The sequence below is a fragment of the Paracoccus suum genome (assembly GCF_003324675.1).
Taxonomy (GTDB): Bacteria; Pseudomonadota; Alphaproteobacteria; order Rhodobacterales; family Rhodobacteraceae; genus Paracoccus; species Paracoccus suum.
The window spans coordinates 1475463-1488977 of sequence record NZ_CP030918.1 but is presented as its reverse complement, the minus strand read 5'-3'; the positions used below and the strand labels follow the sequence as shown (position 1 = coordinate 1488977).

Annotated in this window: 16 protein-coding genes; 7 read left to right on the top strand and 9 right to left on the bottom strand. The window is 65.7% G+C overall.

The genetic code is table 11. The features are described from left to right. The 5 genes from soxB to soxX form a co-directional block, all read right to left on the bottom strand. Positions 1-1692: a thiosulfohydrolase SoxB gene (gene soxB / locus DRW48_RS07280; RefSeq protein ID WP_114075831.1), complete on the bottom strand. Its 1692-nt coding sequence runs from the start codon at positions 1690-1692 to the stop codon at positions 1-3. An 86-nt stretch (positions 1693-1778) separates the two neighbouring features. Then, a complete protein-coding gene (gene soxA / locus DRW48_RS07275) occupies positions 1779-2645 on the bottom strand; it encodes a sulfur oxidation c-type cytochrome SoxA (protein WP_241963411.1) in 867 nt (288 codons plus the stop codon). Positions 2646-2757: 112 nt separating this feature from the next. Continuing rightward, positions 2758-3084: a thiosulfate oxidation carrier complex protein SoxZ gene (soxZ, locus tag DRW48_RS07270; RefSeq protein ID WP_114075829.1), complete on the bottom strand. Its 327-nt coding sequence runs from the start codon at positions 3082-3084 to the stop codon at positions 2758-2760. A gap of 24 nt (positions 3085-3108) precedes the next feature. Continuing rightward, a complete protein-coding gene (gene soxY / locus DRW48_RS07265; protein WP_114075828.1) occupies positions 3109-3603 on the bottom strand; it encodes a thiosulfate oxidation carrier protein SoxY in 495 nt (164 codons plus the stop codon). 19 nt (positions 3604-3622) lie between these two features. Next, positions 3623-4111 (bottom strand): sulfur oxidation c-type cytochrome SoxX, encoded by a 489-nt coding sequence (gene soxX, locus DRW48_RS07260; protein WP_114077429.1) that lies wholly within the window; start codon positions 4109-4111, stop codon positions 3623-3625. Positions 4112-4343: 232 nt separating this feature from the next. Between soxX and DRW48_RS07255 the strand changes: the two genes are divergently transcribed. Both DRW48_RS07255 and DRW48_RS07250 read left to right on the top strand, forming a co-directional pair. Continuing rightward, on the top strand, positions 4344-4805 hold the full coding sequence (locus tag DRW48_RS07255) for a thioredoxin domain-containing protein (protein WP_241963410.1): 462 nt from the start codon (positions 4344-4346) through the stop codon (positions 4803-4805). A 2-nt stretch (positions 4806-4807) separates the two neighbouring features. Further along, positions 4808-5143 carry an ArsR/SmtB family transcription factor gene (locus DRW48_RS07250; protein ID WP_114075827.1) on the top strand — a complete coding sequence of 112 codons (336 nt, stop codon included), beginning with the start codon at positions 4808-4810 and terminating at the stop codon, positions 5141-5143. A gap of 9 nt (positions 5144-5152) precedes the next feature. Here DRW48_RS07250 and DRW48_RS07245 read toward each other — a convergent pair whose 3' ends face one another. Further along, the gene (locus tag DRW48_RS07245) at positions 5153-5752 is read right to left on the bottom strand and encodes a LysE/ArgO family amino acid transporter (RefSeq protein WP_114075826.1); all 600 of its coding nucleotides are present in this window, start codon (positions 5750-5752) and stop codon (positions 5153-5155) included. Positions 5753-5767: 15 nt separating this feature from the next. Then, the gene (locus DRW48_RS07240; RefSeq protein ID WP_241963409.1) at positions 5768-6499 is read right to left on the bottom strand and encodes a lytic transglycosylase domain-containing protein; all 732 of its coding nucleotides are present in this window, start codon (positions 6497-6499) and stop codon (positions 5768-5770) included. A 155-nt stretch (positions 6500-6654) separates the two neighbouring features. Between DRW48_RS07240 and gatB the strand changes: the two genes are divergently transcribed. Further along, positions 6655-8169 (top strand): Asp-tRNA(Asn)/Glu-tRNA(Gln) amidotransferase subunit GatB, encoded by a 1515-nt coding sequence (gatB, locus tag DRW48_RS07235; protein ID WP_114075825.1) that lies wholly within the window; start codon positions 6655-6657, stop codon positions 8167-8169. Positions 8170-8499: 330 nt separating this feature from the next. On the opposite strand, the gene clpX is transcribed toward gatB, so the two are convergent. Both clpX and DRW48_RS07225 read right to left on the bottom strand, forming a co-directional pair. Beyond that, positions 8500-9762, bottom strand: a complete 1263-nt coding sequence (gene clpX / locus DRW48_RS07230) for an ATP-dependent Clp protease ATP-binding subunit ClpX (protein ID WP_114075824.1) — start codon at positions 9760-9762, stop codon at positions 8500-8502. Positions 9763-9917: 155 nt separating this feature from the next. After that, positions 9918-10550, bottom strand: coding sequence for an ATP-dependent Clp protease proteolytic subunit (locus DRW48_RS07225; protein WP_114075823.1), 633 nt, complete (start codon positions 10548-10550; stop codon positions 9918-9920). A 201-nt stretch (positions 10551-10751) separates the two neighbouring features. Between DRW48_RS07225 and pth the strand changes: the two genes are divergently transcribed. From pth to DRW48_RS07205, 4 genes are read left to right on the top strand one after another with little or no spacing between them, the layout of a single operon-like run. Then, the gene (gene pth, locus DRW48_RS07220; RefSeq protein ID WP_114075822.1) at positions 10752-11456 is read left to right on the top strand and encodes an aminoacyl-tRNA hydrolase; all 705 of its coding nucleotides are present in this window, start codon (positions 10752-10754) and stop codon (positions 11454-11456) included. After that, positions 11453-12496 carry a DUF2332 domain-containing protein gene (locus DRW48_RS07215; RefSeq protein WP_114075821.1) on the top strand — a complete coding sequence of 348 codons (1044 nt, stop codon included), beginning with the start codon at positions 11453-11455 and terminating at the stop codon, positions 12494-12496. The genes pth and DRW48_RS07215 overlap by 4 nt, the downstream gene beginning before the upstream one ends. Next, entirely contained in the window at positions 12493-12891 is a 399-nt protein-coding gene (locus DRW48_RS07210; RefSeq protein ID WP_114075820.1) for a DUF2237 family protein, read from the top strand. The genes DRW48_RS07215 and DRW48_RS07210 overlap by 4 nt, the downstream gene beginning before the upstream one ends. Next, positions 12888-13478, top strand: a complete 591-nt coding sequence (locus DRW48_RS07205) for a DUF4893 domain-containing protein (RefSeq protein ID WP_114075819.1) — start codon at positions 12888-12890, stop codon at positions 13476-13478. Before DRW48_RS07210 ends, DRW48_RS07205 begins: the two co-directional genes overlap by 4 nt. The last annotated feature ends 37 nt before the right edge of the window (positions 13479-13515 follow it).

Genomic DNA, 13515 nt, shown 5'->3' with positions numbered 1-13515 from the left:
TTATAGTCCCGTGACGGCAATGTTGGTCGCGGGTGCGGCCGACACGGTGCCTTGCTTTTTCAGGTATTCCTCGACCACGTCCCAGATCTGCGGGCCTTCGGTGCCCTCGTTGACCGAGGCCCAGCCCGCGACCACGTAATTGCGCGCCGGGTCGATCGGGCTGTTGTCCTTGAGGAAGGTCATGTTGCTGATGCGCCCGCCCATCTCGCCGCGCGGGTCGATGGTAAAGCCCATGCCGCCGACGCGGACCATGTCCCCGCCCTGCTGGTAGTAGGGGTCCTTGTTGAAGATGTTGTCGGCCACATCCTCCATGACCGTCTTCAGCGTCTCGCCGGACATTTCGGTGCGGTAGGCCTGGCCATAGGTCATGGTCGTGACCGAATGGACGTCCTCGCGCCGGATCTCGCCCGGCAGCAGGCTGGCGCCCCAGCGCACGCCGGGGGAGAGCGCGATCTCGGCGTCCCGCTCGGACATCAGCGCGTCGAGGATGACGTTGTCCCAGGTGCCGTTGAAATTGCCGCGGCGGTACAGCAGCGAGTCGGTGTGGCCCACGACCTCGTCCAGTTTCTCGACGTAGGGCGCGCGCACCTCGTCGACCAACGCGGTCATTTCGGCATCCGGCTCGATCACGTCCGAGAAGATCGGGATCAGCTTGTGGCGGAAGCCCATCATCCGGCCGTCGCGCACGTCGAGATCGACGCGGCTGATGAACTTGCCGTGACTGCCGGAGGCAATGATGATCGTCTCGCCGACCAGCACCGGCTCGGGGATGGCGTCATGGGTGTGGCCCGACAGGATCACGTCGATGCCCTTCACCCGGCCGGCCATCTTGTGGTCCACGTCAAAGCCGTTGTGCGACAGGCAGACCACCAGATCGACCTTTTCGGTGTCGCGCAATTCGTTGACGACGGCCTGCATCCGCTCTTCGCGGATGCCGAAGCTGTATTCGGGGAACAGCCACTTGGGGTTGGCGATCGGCAAGTACGGGAACGCCTGTCCGATCACGCCGACCTTTACGCCGCCCTTTTCAAAGATCTTGTAGGGCTCGAACGCGGGCTCATCCCATTCGACGTCGAAGATATTGGCGCCCAGCAGCGGCTGGTCCATCATCTCGGTCAATTCCTTGACGCGGTCGGTGCCGAAGGTGAACTCCCAGTGCGCGGTCATCGCCTCTGAACCCAGCAGGTTCATGACCTTGACCATGTCCTCGCCCTTGGTTTCGTAGCTGGTGTAGCTGCCGTGCCAGGTATCGCCGCCGTCCAGCAGGATGCTGTCAGGACGCGCGGCGCGGATCGCCTTGACCACCGTGGCGATGCGGTCAAAGCCGCCCATCTTGCCATAGCTTTTCGCCAGGGCTTCGAAGTCGGGATAGGTCAGGGCATAGGCCTCGGGGCTGCCCGGGGCGATGTTGAACATCTTGAGGAACGCCTCGCCCACGACATGCGGCGGCCGTCCGGCGGCGTCGCCGACGCCGATGTTGATCTCGGGCTCGCGGAAGTACACGGGCTTGATGTGGGCATGGCAGTCGGTGATGTGGATCAGCGTCAGATTGCCGAAATCATCGAACTGCAGCAGTTGGTCCTGTGTCAGCTTTTGCTGGGCAAAGGCGCGCATGGGGTTGGTCACGCCCAAACCCGCGAGCAGCGCCGAGGTAGCCAGAGACGCCTGCATGAAACCACGACGGCTGATCATTGGCCCTGTCCCTTCATATAAAGATATTTGCAACTATCAAAAAAAGGAAACCGCGCGTGCCCTGTTGGCACGCGCGGAATCAACTGTCAGTGGCGGACGCTGGCGCCTTCGACCGGCAAGCCCGCGCCGCGCGAGGCGACGTAGAGCTCCAGGGCGCGGAACTCGGGGCTGCCCTGCTTGAAAGGCTCGGCCCGGGTATCGCGGATACAGCCCGAGAAACGCTCGTGGATCGATACGACACCGGCGCCGTTGTTGCGATAGACCGGGAAGCCGTTGATCTGGCCCTGGCTAAGGTGATCAGCCCGGATCATGTCCCCGTAGTGATCCTCGTGGCAGTTGGCGCAGCTCAGCTGCAGCTGGCCGTAGCGCGTGTAGTAGATTTCCTTGCCCTGCTCCCAGTAGGGGGCGGCATCGCCGTCGATCTTGACGTTCACCGGCTCGCCCCGCGACTGCAGCGAGATCGCCAGCGTCATCGCCTCCATGGGGGCACTGGACCATTCCCACGGCTCGGCGCCCATCCGCTCGGTGCGGCAAGCGTTGATGTAGTTCTCGACCGACCACAGCTCCTTGGCGTCGGGATTGACCTTGGGCATCGAGGCGCGCACGCCCTTCATGCTCGAGATGTCCTTGTGGCAGTCGGCGCAGGACTTGCCCTCGGTGCCATCAACCTTGGACCATTGGTCAACGCCCTGGTCGACGAAGATCATGCCGGGGTTCGAGAAATCGTCGGTCTGCATCGCCTGGGTGTCCGCATCGCGGAACAGCCAGCCGGAATAGATGGTGTCGAACACGCCCTTCAGAAACTCCGGCGCCGGCGCACTGGTCGGCAGCTCGATCTCGCCCCCGTTGATGACGATTGGCGGGGCGCTTTCGGGTTCGGTCACGGCCAGCGCCGGCACCGCCATAGCGAAGGCGCAGCCAAGAGTGGCGGCGAGCCGGATCGCGTTCCTCATAGTCGTGTCCTCCGTGTGGGCATGGCCCGAAGCATGGCGCCCGGCTGCGTGGGCTGTCGTTGTTCAGTGCAGGATGCAGCCGGCCTCTCGGCCGCCTGCACAGGTAGGTTTCTCAGGCGACTTCGATCGACTGCTTGTCCTCGTAGGTCGAGCCGTCGTCGTCCTGCCAGGTGAAAACGAACTCGCCCGATTCCGGGATCTTCACGTCGAATTCGATGTAGGGATTGGTCGAGATCGCCGGCTCCAGCGCGACGTCGACAACGGGCTTGCCGTTAAAGGTCGCGGTGAAGTGGTTGATGATCTCGCGCGGGATGAGCTTGCCATCCTTGTCCTTGCGCTGACCCGATTCCATCGGATGCGAGATCAGAGTCTTGATCGTGATGACCTCGTCCTTCTTGGCGGTTTTGGGCACGCGGACGCGGGGTTTGACGTTATCCATGAATGATATCCTTCGTGATGACGATCAGCCGCCGCAGCCGCCGATGGTCACCTTGATGTTCGAGGTGGCCTTGCCGAACTTGCCGTCGGGCAGCTTGGCGACGGCGATCACGTCCTGGGTCGTGGCCAGCCGGATACGCGTCGAAGCAGCCTGGCTGCCGGCCAGTTCGCCAAAGTTGAAGGTCGCAACTTCCGGCGAGGGGTTGCCGGACGCAACCAGAAGGACCGACGTCGCGCCGGGCGCGTCGAACGAGATCGGCACGGTGTTGCCGTTCTCGGCGATTTCCGGGGCAGTCAGGGTGATTCCACCTTCAGCGGCCTCGGCCCCTCCGGTGAAGTCGGCGATCAGCTGGTCGGCGGTCTTGGCGTCGGCGGCGGGGGCTGCGGCAGCAGCGGGTGCAGCAGCGGCGGCCGGCGCCGCAGCGGGTGCCGCGGCAGTCTGGGCCAAGGCCCGCAGCGGCACGGCGGCCAGCGCCGCGGCCACCACCGCCGAGGTCAGAACCTCACGTCGGTCGATCATAGTAACTCCCTCACAGTCTTCATTTCATGGTCAGCAGGTAGGCTGTGATATCCTCAACCTGCTGGGCGGTCAGCAACGGCTTGACTGGTTCGGTCGCGGGCTTGGAGGTGAAGCCCTCGCCCGGACGGATGAAGCCGGTGGATTTGAAGAAGCTGGGCATCATGCTGTCGGGGAAGGTGTGCTTGGCGTCGGCAACTATGCCGCGCAGCTGCGCCTCGGAATAACGGTCGCCCGCGCCATCGAGGGCCGGGCCTATGGTGCCCTGGAACGGCACGTCCGGCATGGTGCCGATGACATGGCATGCGGCGCAGTTGCCGAGGCTACGCTCGACCATGGTTTTGGCGCCGGCTGCCGGATCGCCAGGCGTTCCCGTCAGCGATTCGGCGATCGAGCCATCCTCTGCGAAGGCAACGGTCTGCGGCGTCACTTCGGCGGCAAAGGCCGCCCCGACGGTGCAGAACGCGATCGCCCCAAGGACAGAGACGGACACGGAGATTGGCCGATTCATGACGCGCTTTCCCATGCATATGCTCCCTGCGCGGCAGTAAGCCCCAAACGGCGCGTCCTGCGCAAGTAATAAATGCCTGATTCGCGATGTGTACACAGTCCACATCCGCAACATCCGGGCCGCCGTACTGTCTGGATTCGCATCCCTACGTTGCAGCGCAGGCCAGCGGCACCTATGTTTCCACGAGAAACACAGAGCTTCCTTCGAGGCCAATCCGGCGGAAAGACCCTTGATGAACGGCCCTACTGCACTCACTGCCCTGACCCTCGCCTTTGCCCTCTGCGGCCCGCTCGCGGGCGCGGCGCAGACCCCTGTGCCCCCCGCGGTCGGCGATGCGGCGCCCGTTCAAGCAGCCTCGACAGACCAGGTGATCGGCCCGGTCGAACTGCTGATGGTCGAGCAAAAGGGCTGCATCTATTGCGAAGCCTGGCATCACGAGATCATGCCGCAATATCCGCTGACCACAGAAGGCAAGACCGCCCCGCTGCGCCGGGTCGAGATCAACGGACCCTGGCCCGACGGGATAGCGCTTGCGCGAAGGCCCAACATCACGCCAACCTTCATTCTCCTGCAGGATGGCAAGGAGGTCGGCCGGCTGGAAGGTTACGTGGGCGAGAACTACTTCTTCCCGCTGCTCGACAAGATGATCAAGGAAGCCGGCATTGCGCTTGCGAGCGCCGAACCCGGGGGGTGAAGATGCTGCCACTGGACACTCAGCCGATCAAGGCGCCCGCCCCGCATGTCCAGGAGGCGGCCAACATGGCCGCGCGTGCCGCCGAGGCAGCGGGACTGCTCAAGGCCCTCGCCCATGAAGGCAGGATGATGATCCTGTGCCACCTCTCCGAGGGCGAGAAGTCAGTGAACCAACTGGAGCATCTGCTGAACGAGCGGCAGGCCGCGGTCAGCCAGCAGCTCGCCCGCCTGCGTGCCGAGGGGATCGTCAGCTGCCGGCGCGATGGCAAGGCACGCGTCTATTCGGTGGCCGATCCGCGCGCCGCGCAGATCATCGCCCTGATGTGCGAGTTGTTCTGACGCCGCCTGTCAACCGGCGATCAGCGTCGCCGCAATCGCCCACATCACCAACCCGACCAGCAGGTCTAGGACCTGCCAGGACCGCGGTCGCGCGAATACTGGCGCGAGCAGCCGCGCGCCATATCCCAGCGACATGAAGAACACGCCCGAGGCGAGGATCGCACCCGCAGCAAATGCCTGCGGCGGCGGGTGCCTGGCCGAGATCGCACCCAGCAGCATCACGGTATCCAGATAGACATGCGGGTTCAGCCAAGTCAGCGCGGCGATCGTGCCGAGCGTCGGCCACAGCGCGGGCGGGTTCGTACCCATCGCCTGTAGCGACTGGCCGCCACGCCAGGCTGACAACATGCTGCGCGCGCCATACCAGATCAGGAAGGCCGCCCCGCCCCAGCGCATGGCGGAAATGAGGCCGGGCGCAGCGGCAATCAGTCGGCCCGCGCCGGCGACGCCCAGTGTGATGAGGATCGCATCGGAGATGGCGCAGAACGCGCTGACCGCGAACACGTGCTGACGCATCAGCCCCTGGCGCAGGACAAAGGCGTTTTGCGCCCCGATCGCGAGGATAAGGGACAGCGACGTCAGAAACCCCGAGACAAAGGCCGAGGTCACGTCATCCTGCCAGGCTTAGCCGTTGCAATAACTCTGCTGGCGCGTCCAACCGGCGATGTCGGCCCGCTTTGAGCCCGAGCGCATCGGCGCCCAGTCACGGCCAACACCACGCGCGCCGCCGCCAGCGATCACACCGTCGCGACCGACCTGCTTGGCCATGATTCGCACGGCGCAGGACAGGTTGTCGCCCCCGTCCAGGATCTGGCCATCGCAGCCGTAGGCACGCCAAGTCGAGGGCGCGATCTGCATCAGGCCGAGCCACTTGCCGCCGCCGCCGCGGGCACCCGGGTTCCAGGTGCTCTCGTGCTTGGCGATCGAACTGACGAGGCCAGCCCAGAATGCCTTGCGCTGCTCGACGCCTGCGGTGACGTAGCTGGGGCAGTAGGCCGAGACATCGGCCGGCACGACTTGCACAAGGCGCCCGCCATGCGATTCGAGTGCCGCCAGCAACTCGCTGGTCCAGGCGTCCGACCCGCGCCGGCTACCCCAGCGCATGCTGGGCGCGCGGCCCGTGGCAGCGGGCTGAGCTTTGGTCCCAGCCGGTGCCTGCCGCAGCGCCAGACGTTGCTGTTGCACCGCCGGGGCGGCGGCCGCCTTTTGCGCAGCTGCGCGCTCGGCTGCCTGCCGCGTCATGGCCGTGGTCGAATCCTCGCCGTTTGCCGCCATCGCGCCAGTTGCGCCCAGCGCCACCGGCATCATCAAAGCAAGTGCAAGCGCCGCATGGCGCAGTCGGCGAGGATTCGACATATCACTGTCCAGCGTTGTTTCTCGTTGGCACCCGCTTAGCGGCAAGGGTTCCGATCTGAAACGGGGCGCAATTTCCCTCGGCGAAAAGCCGCCAGCCTTGCCCGGCGCCCGCCCCTGCCCTACACCGTGCCGGTTCGCCGAAGGAAAGTCCGCCGATGCTCGATCATCTCGAATTCACCCCGCCCGCGCCCAAGGTCCTCCACGGTGCCACGGGCGAATGGGAACTGGTGATCGGCCTCGAGGTTCATGCCCAAGTCGCGAGCAACGCCAAGCTGTTCTCGGGCGCCTCGACCACCTTTGGGGCCGAACCGAACAGCAATGTCGCCTTCGTCGATGCCGCGATGCCAGGGATGCTGCCCGTCGTAAACGAGTTCTGCGTCGCACAGGCCGTGCGCACCGGCCTCGGCCTGCGGGCCGCGATCAACCTGCGCAGCGCCTTTGACCGCAAGAACTATTTCTATCCGGACCTGCCGCAAGGCTACCAGATCAGCCAACTGTACCACCCCATCGTCGGCGAGGGCGAGGTGATCGTGGACATGGGTCCCGGCACCGCGCGGCGTGTGCGGATCGAGCGCATCCACCTGGAGCAGGACGCCGGAAAGTCGATCCATGACATGGACCCGGCCCTCAGTTTCGTGGACCTGAACCGCACCGGCGTCGCCCTGATGGAGATCGTGTCCCGCCCCGACATCCGCGGCCCTGAGGAAGCCGCCGCCTATGTTGCGAAGCTGCGCCAGATCATGCGCTACCTCGGGACCTGCGACGGCAACATGCAGAACGGCAACTTGCGCGCCGACGTAAACGTGTCGGTCTGCCGGCCCGGCGCCTATGAAAAATACCAGGAAACCCAGGATTTCTCGCATCTCGGCACGCGCTGCGAGATCAAGAACATGAACTCGCTGCGGTTCATCCAGGCGGCCATCGACTTCGAGGCCCGCCGGCAGATCGCCATCCTTGAGGATGGCGGCAGTGTCGTGCAGGAAACCCGCCTCTACGATCCCGACCGGGGCGAGACGCGCTCGATGCGGTCCAAGGAAGAGGCGCACGACTATCGCTACTTCCCCGACCCCGACCTGCTGCCGCTGGAGATCGAGCAATCCTGGGTGGATGACATCCAGACCGGGATGCCCGAACTGCCGGACGAGAAGAAGGCGCGCTTTGTCGCCGCCCTGGGCCTGTCGGAATATGATGCGGGCGTGCTGACCGCCGAGGTCGAGAGCGCCGATTTCTTCGAGGCGGTGGCTGCTGGACGCGACGGCAAGCAGGCCGCGAACTGGGTCATCAATGAGCTGTTCGGCCGGCTCAACAAGGAAGGCCTGACGATCGAGACCTCGCCGGTCAGCGCGTCACAGTTGGGCGGCGTGGTAGATCTGATCGCCTCGGGCGAGATTTCCGGCAAGATGGCCAAGGACCTGTTCGAGATCCTGTGGACCGAGGGCGGCGATCCAGCCGAGGTCGCGGCAGCGCGCGGCATGAAGCAGGTCACCGACCTGGGTGCCATCGAGGCAGCCGTGGACGAGATCATTGCCGCCAACCCGGCTCAGGTCGAAAAGGCCAAGGCGAATCCCAAACTGGCCGGCTGGTTCACCGGGCAGGTGCTGAAGGCGACGGGCGGCAAGGCCAACCCGGCTGCGGTGACGGAGATGGTGACGCGCAAGCTGGGGCTTTAGGCGGGGGCGAACGAGAGCGCCATGACATCTCGAAAGTAGCTGAGCGCCGCAACGCTGATCACGGTTTGGAACAGCGGCCCCCCACGTGGTGGACGCGCCGCCAGCTTGTTCAATCCGATGAAGAACCAGCTGCCGCGGCGGCAAAGATCGGGCTGCACCTTATGGAGCGCCGAAGGAACTCCCTGCTTTGACGGACGAGCGGCCTCCGGCCCCGAAGTACAGTGAGCGGGCCGTCGCCATTCCCTGATCAACGCCGCCGTCGCAGGTTTCCGCTCGCACACAAAAAAGCCGCGCCCCAAGGCGCGGCTTTTTTGTCATGCTTGTATGCGATCAGCCGGCGGAGGCTTCTCGCTTGCTGTCGGCGTGGATCAACAGCGGCTTGCCAGAAGCGTTGTCCACGGCCTCCTCATTGACAACCACCTCGTCGACGCTGTCGAGGCCCGGAAGCTCGAACATGGTCTCCAGCAGGATGTCCTCCATGATCGAGCGCAGGCCCCGGGCGCCGGTCTTGCGCTTGATCGCGCGACGCGCGATGGCGCGCAGGGCGTCGTCGGTGAAGGTCAGCTTGACGTCCTCGAGGTCGAACAGGCGCTGATACTGCTTGACCAAGGCATTCTTGGGCTCGGTCAGGATGGTGATCAGGGCGGGCTCGTCCAGGTCGGTCAGGGTTGCGATGACCGGCAGGCGGCCGACGAACTCAGGGATCAGGCCGAATTTCAGCAGGTCCTCGGGTTCGAGTTCCTTGAACTGCTCACCCACGCCGCGATCGTCGTTCTCCTTGACCGAGGCGCCAAAGCCCATCGCCGTGCCCTTGTTGCGCTGGGCGATGATCCGCTCCAGCCCGGCAAAGGCGCCACCGCAAATGAACAGGATATTGGTCGTGTCGACCTGCAGGAACTCTTGCTGGGGATGCTTGCGGCCGCCCTGGGGTGGGACGCTGGCAACGGTCCCCTCCATGATCTTCAGTAGCGCCTGCTGTACGCCCTCGCCCGACACGTCGCGGGTTATCGACGGGTTGTCCGACTTGCGGGTGATCTTGTCGACCTCGTCGATATAGACGATGCCGCGCTGCGCGCGCTCGACATTGTATTCGCTCGATTGCAGCAGCTTGAGGATGATGTTCTCGACATCCTCGCCGACGTAGCCCGCCTCGGTCAGGGTGGTGGCGTCGGCCATGGTGAAGGGCACGTCGAGGATGCGCGCCAGCGTCTGCGCCAGCAGCGTCTTGCCGCAGCCGGTCGGGCCGATCAGCAGGATGTTCGACTTGGCCAGCTCGATGTCGGATTTGCTGCCGTGGTTCAGGCGCTTGTAGTGGTTATGGACGGCCACCGAGAGCACGCGCTTGGCATGTTCCTGGCCGATGACATAATCGTCCAGAACACCGCAGATCTCGCGCGGCGTGGGCACGCCTTCGCCCGACTTGAGACCGGAGGACTTGGTTTCCTCGCGAATGATGTCCATGCACAACTCGACGCATTCATCGCAGATGAATACGGTCGGGCCCGCGATCAGCTTTCGAACCTCATGCTGGCTCTTGCCGCAAAAGCTGCAATAGAGCGTGTTCTTGCTGTCACTGCCGGAATTGCTGGCCATCGTTTGTTCCTTCCGCTCGGCCGAGGGGGATCGCCCCATCCGCTGCAGTCCGGGCCGGGCTGTCTCGTACGGCCGGTCGGTCTAGTTTAAGGTTGGCCTAGCGAGGCCACAACCCGCAAAGGCAGCCGCCGCTGGCGGCACGCCTACAATATTAGTTACTTCGCGTCAGGCTCGGCCTTGCCGCGGGCGGCCAGGATTTCGTCGATCAGGCCGAACTCCTTAGCTTCCTCCGGGGACATGAAGCGGTCGCGGTCCAGCGCCTGCTCGATCTCGTCGAGGGTGCGGCCGGTGTGCTGGCCATAGATCTCGTTCAGGCGCCGCTTCAGCTTTTCCGTCTCCTGCGCGTGGATCAGAATGTCCTGCGCCGTGCCTTGGAATCCGCCCGAGGGCTGGTGGACCATGATCCGGCTGTTGGGCAGTGCGTAGCGCATGCCTTTTTCGCCGGCGGTCAGCAGCAGGGTGCCCATCGACGCGGCCTGCCCGACCACCAGGGTCGAGATGCGCGGCCGGATGTATTGCATCGTGTCATAGATCGACAGGCCCGCCGTCACCACACCGCCGGGGCTGTTGATATACATGCTGATGTCCTTGGACGGGTTTTCCGCCTCAAGAAACAGCAGTTGGGCACAGATCAGCGTCGCCATGCCGTCATGTACCGGACCGGCGAGAAAGATGATCCGCTCCTTCAGCAGGCGCGAGAAAATATCATAGGCGCGCTCGCCCCGGCTGGTCTGTTCGACGACCATGGGGACCAGGTTGTTCATGTAGTATTCTGCCGGAGTCGTCATGCCTGTCCTTGGCCCCTGTCAAACGTCGCCGATCTGCGGCGCGGACCGACGGCCCACCCTTAACCGGAAAATCTTGCCAGAGTCTTAGTAACGCCACTGCCCCGCCGCAAGGATGGATCGAATTTGTCCCATCCGGCCGGGCGATTTGACACTGCGGCGCGGCAGGCTATCCCGGTGGCGCGGCATTGCGGAAGGTTCGAGATGCGATTGATCGTTGGCCTTGGAAACCCTGGCGCGACCTATGCCCGGCAACGTCACAACATCGGGTTCATGGCGCTGGACGAGATTGCGTCCCACCACTCCCTGCCCGCCTGGCGGCCGCGCTTTCAGGGGCAGCTGGCCGAGGGTCGGGTGGGCGATGCGCGCGTCGCGCTGCTCAAGCCGCAGACCTTCATGAATCTCTCCGGCCAGTCGGTCGGCGAGGCGATGCGCTATCTCAAGCTGCAGCCCGCCGACGTGACCGTGTTCCATGACGAGTTGGACCTCGCGCCCGGGCAGATGCGGGTCAAGTTCGGCGGCGGCCATGCCGGCCACAACGGCCTACGCTCGATCCACCAGCATATCGGCGAGGGGTACGGCCGGGTCCGGCTGGGCATCGGCCATCCGGGGGACAAGGCGCGGGTGACCGGCCATGTGCTGTCGGACTTCGCCAAGGCGGAGGGGGACTGGCTGGAGCCGCTGCTCGATGCGATCGCGCGCGAAGTCGGCTGGTTAGCGCAGGACGATCCGGCGCGGTTCCAGACCGCCGTCGCTGCGCGGTTGAAGCCAGCGCGAAACGCCGGGCCGCGGGACGCGCTCCCGGAGGGCCAACCCCGGCACGCAGCGCCGCGACCTGTTCCGGCCGCAACGCCGGATACCCCTGCCCCGGTCGATCCGCTGCAGGCGCTGCGCGAGCGTTTCCGGTGACCCCGCGCGAGGCCTTTGCCGAGCAGGCGCAGGCCTGCCGCAAGCTCGGCTCGCCGCTGACAGCGGCGGTGTGTGACCTGATGGCAGAGCATCTGGCCCCGGCCGACGGGGCGGTGGCTCAGCGTGTGCTGGACTGGCCCGGCGATCCGCGCGGCACCGCGACCGCCTTGCCCCTGCGCCTGGCCGGCGGGCTGCACCGGCTGGTGCTGGACGGGGCCGCCCCCGACCTTGCCGCCGAGTACGCCACCGGGGCCGTGCAATGGGGGACCCTGCGGGCGGCGCTGCGCGACCACGAAGCCGCGCTGTTAAAGATGCTGGACAGCCCGCCGCAGACCAACGAAGTCGCGCGCAGCGGCGCCCTCGTGCCCGCCGCGCATTTCGCGTTGGGGCAATTGGACCGGCCGCTGCGGCTGGCGATCATGGAGCTTGGCGCGAGTGCCGGCCTGAACCTCGGCTGGCCCCGGTTTCGCGTGGCGCCGGTCGGCAGCGCCGCAGCCTATGGCCCGCCAGACGCACCGGTCGTGTTGCGCCCGGAATGGCAGGGCGATGCGCCACCGCCGCAACCCATCGAGGTGGTCAGCGCCGCCGGGGTCGACCTTAACCCGGTGCGCGATCCCGAGAACCTGCTGGCCTACTGCTGGGCGGATCAGCCAGAGCGGATGGCGCGCCTGCGCGCGGCCGCGGACGAGGCGCGCGCCCGCCCGCCCCAGATCGCGCAGGCCGATGCCGGTCAGTGGCTGCAGGACCAACTGGCCGTGCCAGCAGAACCAGGCGCTCTTCGCCTCGTTCAGCATTCCATTGCCTGGCAATATTTCGCCCCGGCCACGCGCGATCGCGCCCTTGCTGCGCTGGAAACTGCCGGCCTGTCGGCGGGTCCGGACACGCCGCTGGCGCATCTGTCGATGGAGGCCGATGGTCAGCCGGATGGCGCAGCGCTGCGGCTGCGCCTCTGGGATGGCGCGGTCCGCCAATGGCACTTGGCGCGGGTTGATTTTCACGGGCGCTGGGTTCGCCGGCAGCCAATCGAGGAGGCCGCATGATCGAACCCTCAATCAATGTGCTCGGCGGCCAGCTGCAGCCCTGCTCGAACCGGCCGCTGACGGGATTTTACCGCAACGGCTGCTGCGACACCGGCACCGGCGATCACGGCAGCCATACGGTTTGCGTGACCGTCACGGCCGAGTTCCTGGCCGTCTCGCGCTATCTGGGCAATGATCTCAGCACCCCGCAGCCCGGTTTCGGCTTCGAGGGACTGCAGCCGGGGGACCGTTGGTGCCTGTGCGCCTCGCGCTTCCTGCAGGCCGCGCAGGAATTCGCCGCGCCCCAGGTGGTGCTGGAGGCGACACACGCAAGGGCGCTGGACATTCTGCCGATGGAGTTGCTGCGCGCCCATGCTACGCCCTCTGCCGGCGATAATGCGAAGGACGAGACATGAAATTGATGCCCCTTGCTGCCGCGCTGCTGGGCGCCTTGCCCGTCCATGCCGCAGAGGTCACCTGGCGCGCCGACGACCTGCGCAGGCTGGAACAGCTGGATGCCGCATCGGGCCAAGCCCTGCGCGAGGCGTTCGCCAAGGGGGCGCCAGCCGATGTGGCCGATCTGGTCGAGGCATTGCGCGGTCCGGCCGATAACTCCGGCGCCGAGGCACTGGCCGGCGACTGGACCTGCCGGACCTTCAAGCTGGGCGGCGATCTGGGACTTGTCGCCTACCCGCCGTTCAAATGCCGGGGCACGCCGGCGGAAGACGGCGTCATGTTCGAGAAACTGACCGGCTCGCAGCGTGTGCGCGGACTGGTGCAGCGTGGCCCGGATGGCGCGTTGTTGCTGGCTGGCGTCGGCTATATCGCTGGCGACACCCCGCCGGAATATGGCGCTCTGCCGGCCGAGATCGACCCGGCCGCCTCCCCGCAGATCCTCGCCGCGCCCGGAGTTGTCGAAGTCACAGGCGGCGGCAGCGCTCGCATCCTTTTCCCGCTGCCGATGGTGGAATCGACGCTGGACATTCTGCAGCTGTCGCGGTGAACCCAGCCCGTTGCCCGGCGTTCCCTGACAGCACGAG

What these genes read in the sequence shown, in the direction of transcription:
- soxY (WP_114075828.1), bottom strand. Translation starts at nt 3,603, where the DNA reads ATGATCGACCGACGTGAGGTTCTGACCTCGGCGGTGGTGGCCGCGGCG.
- soxZ (WP_114075829.1), bottom strand. Translation starts at nt 3,084, where the DNA reads ATGGATAACGTCAAACCCCGCGTCCGCGTGCCCAAAACCGCCAAGAAG.
- DRW48_RS07225 (WP_114075823.1), bottom strand. Translation starts at nt 10,550, where the DNA reads ATGACGACTCCGGCAGAATACTACATGAACAACCTGGTCCCCATGGTC.
- pth (WP_114075822.1), top strand. Translation starts at nt 10,752, where the DNA reads ATGCGATTGATCGTTGGCCTTGGAAACCCTGGCGCGACCTATGCCCGG.
- DRW48_RS07255 (WP_241963410.1), top strand. Translation starts at nt 4,344, where the DNA reads ATGAACGGCCCTACTGCACTCACTGCCCTGACCCTCGCCTTTGCCCTC.
- DRW48_RS07210 (WP_114075820.1), top strand. Translation starts at nt 12,493, where the DNA reads ATGATCGAACCCTCAATCAATGTGCTCGGCGGCCAGCTGCAGCCCTGC.
- gatB (WP_114075825.1), top strand. Translation starts at nt 6,655, where the DNA reads ATGCTCGATCATCTCGAATTCACCCCGCCCGCGCCCAAGGTCCTCCAC.
- soxA (WP_241963411.1), bottom strand. Translation starts at nt 2,645, where the DNA reads ATGAGGAACGCGATCCGGCTCGCCGCCACTCTTGGCTGCGCCTTCGCT.
- DRW48_RS07250 (WP_114075827.1), top strand. Translation starts at nt 4,808, where the DNA reads ATGCTGCCACTGGACACTCAGCCGATCAAGGCGCCCGCCCCGCATGTC.
- clpX (WP_114075824.1), bottom strand. Translation starts at nt 9,762, where the DNA reads ATGGCCAGCAATTCCGGCAGTGACAGCAAGAACACGCTCTATTGCAGC.
- soxB (WP_114075831.1), bottom strand. Translation starts at nt 1,692, where the DNA reads ATGATCAGCCGTCGTGGTTTCATGCAGGCGTCTCTGGCTACCTCGGCG.
- DRW48_RS07240 (WP_241963409.1), bottom strand. Translation starts at nt 6,499, where the DNA reads ATGTCGAATCCTCGCCGACTGCGCCATGCGGCGCTTGCACTTGCTTTG.
- DRW48_RS07205 (WP_114075819.1), top strand. Translation starts at nt 12,888, where the DNA reads ATGAAATTGATGCCCCTTGCTGCCGCGCTGCTGGGCGCCTTGCCCGTC.
- soxX (WP_114077429.1), bottom strand. Translation starts at nt 4,111, where the DNA reads ATGAATCGGCCAATCTCCGTGTCCGTCTCTGTCCTTGGGGCGATCGCG.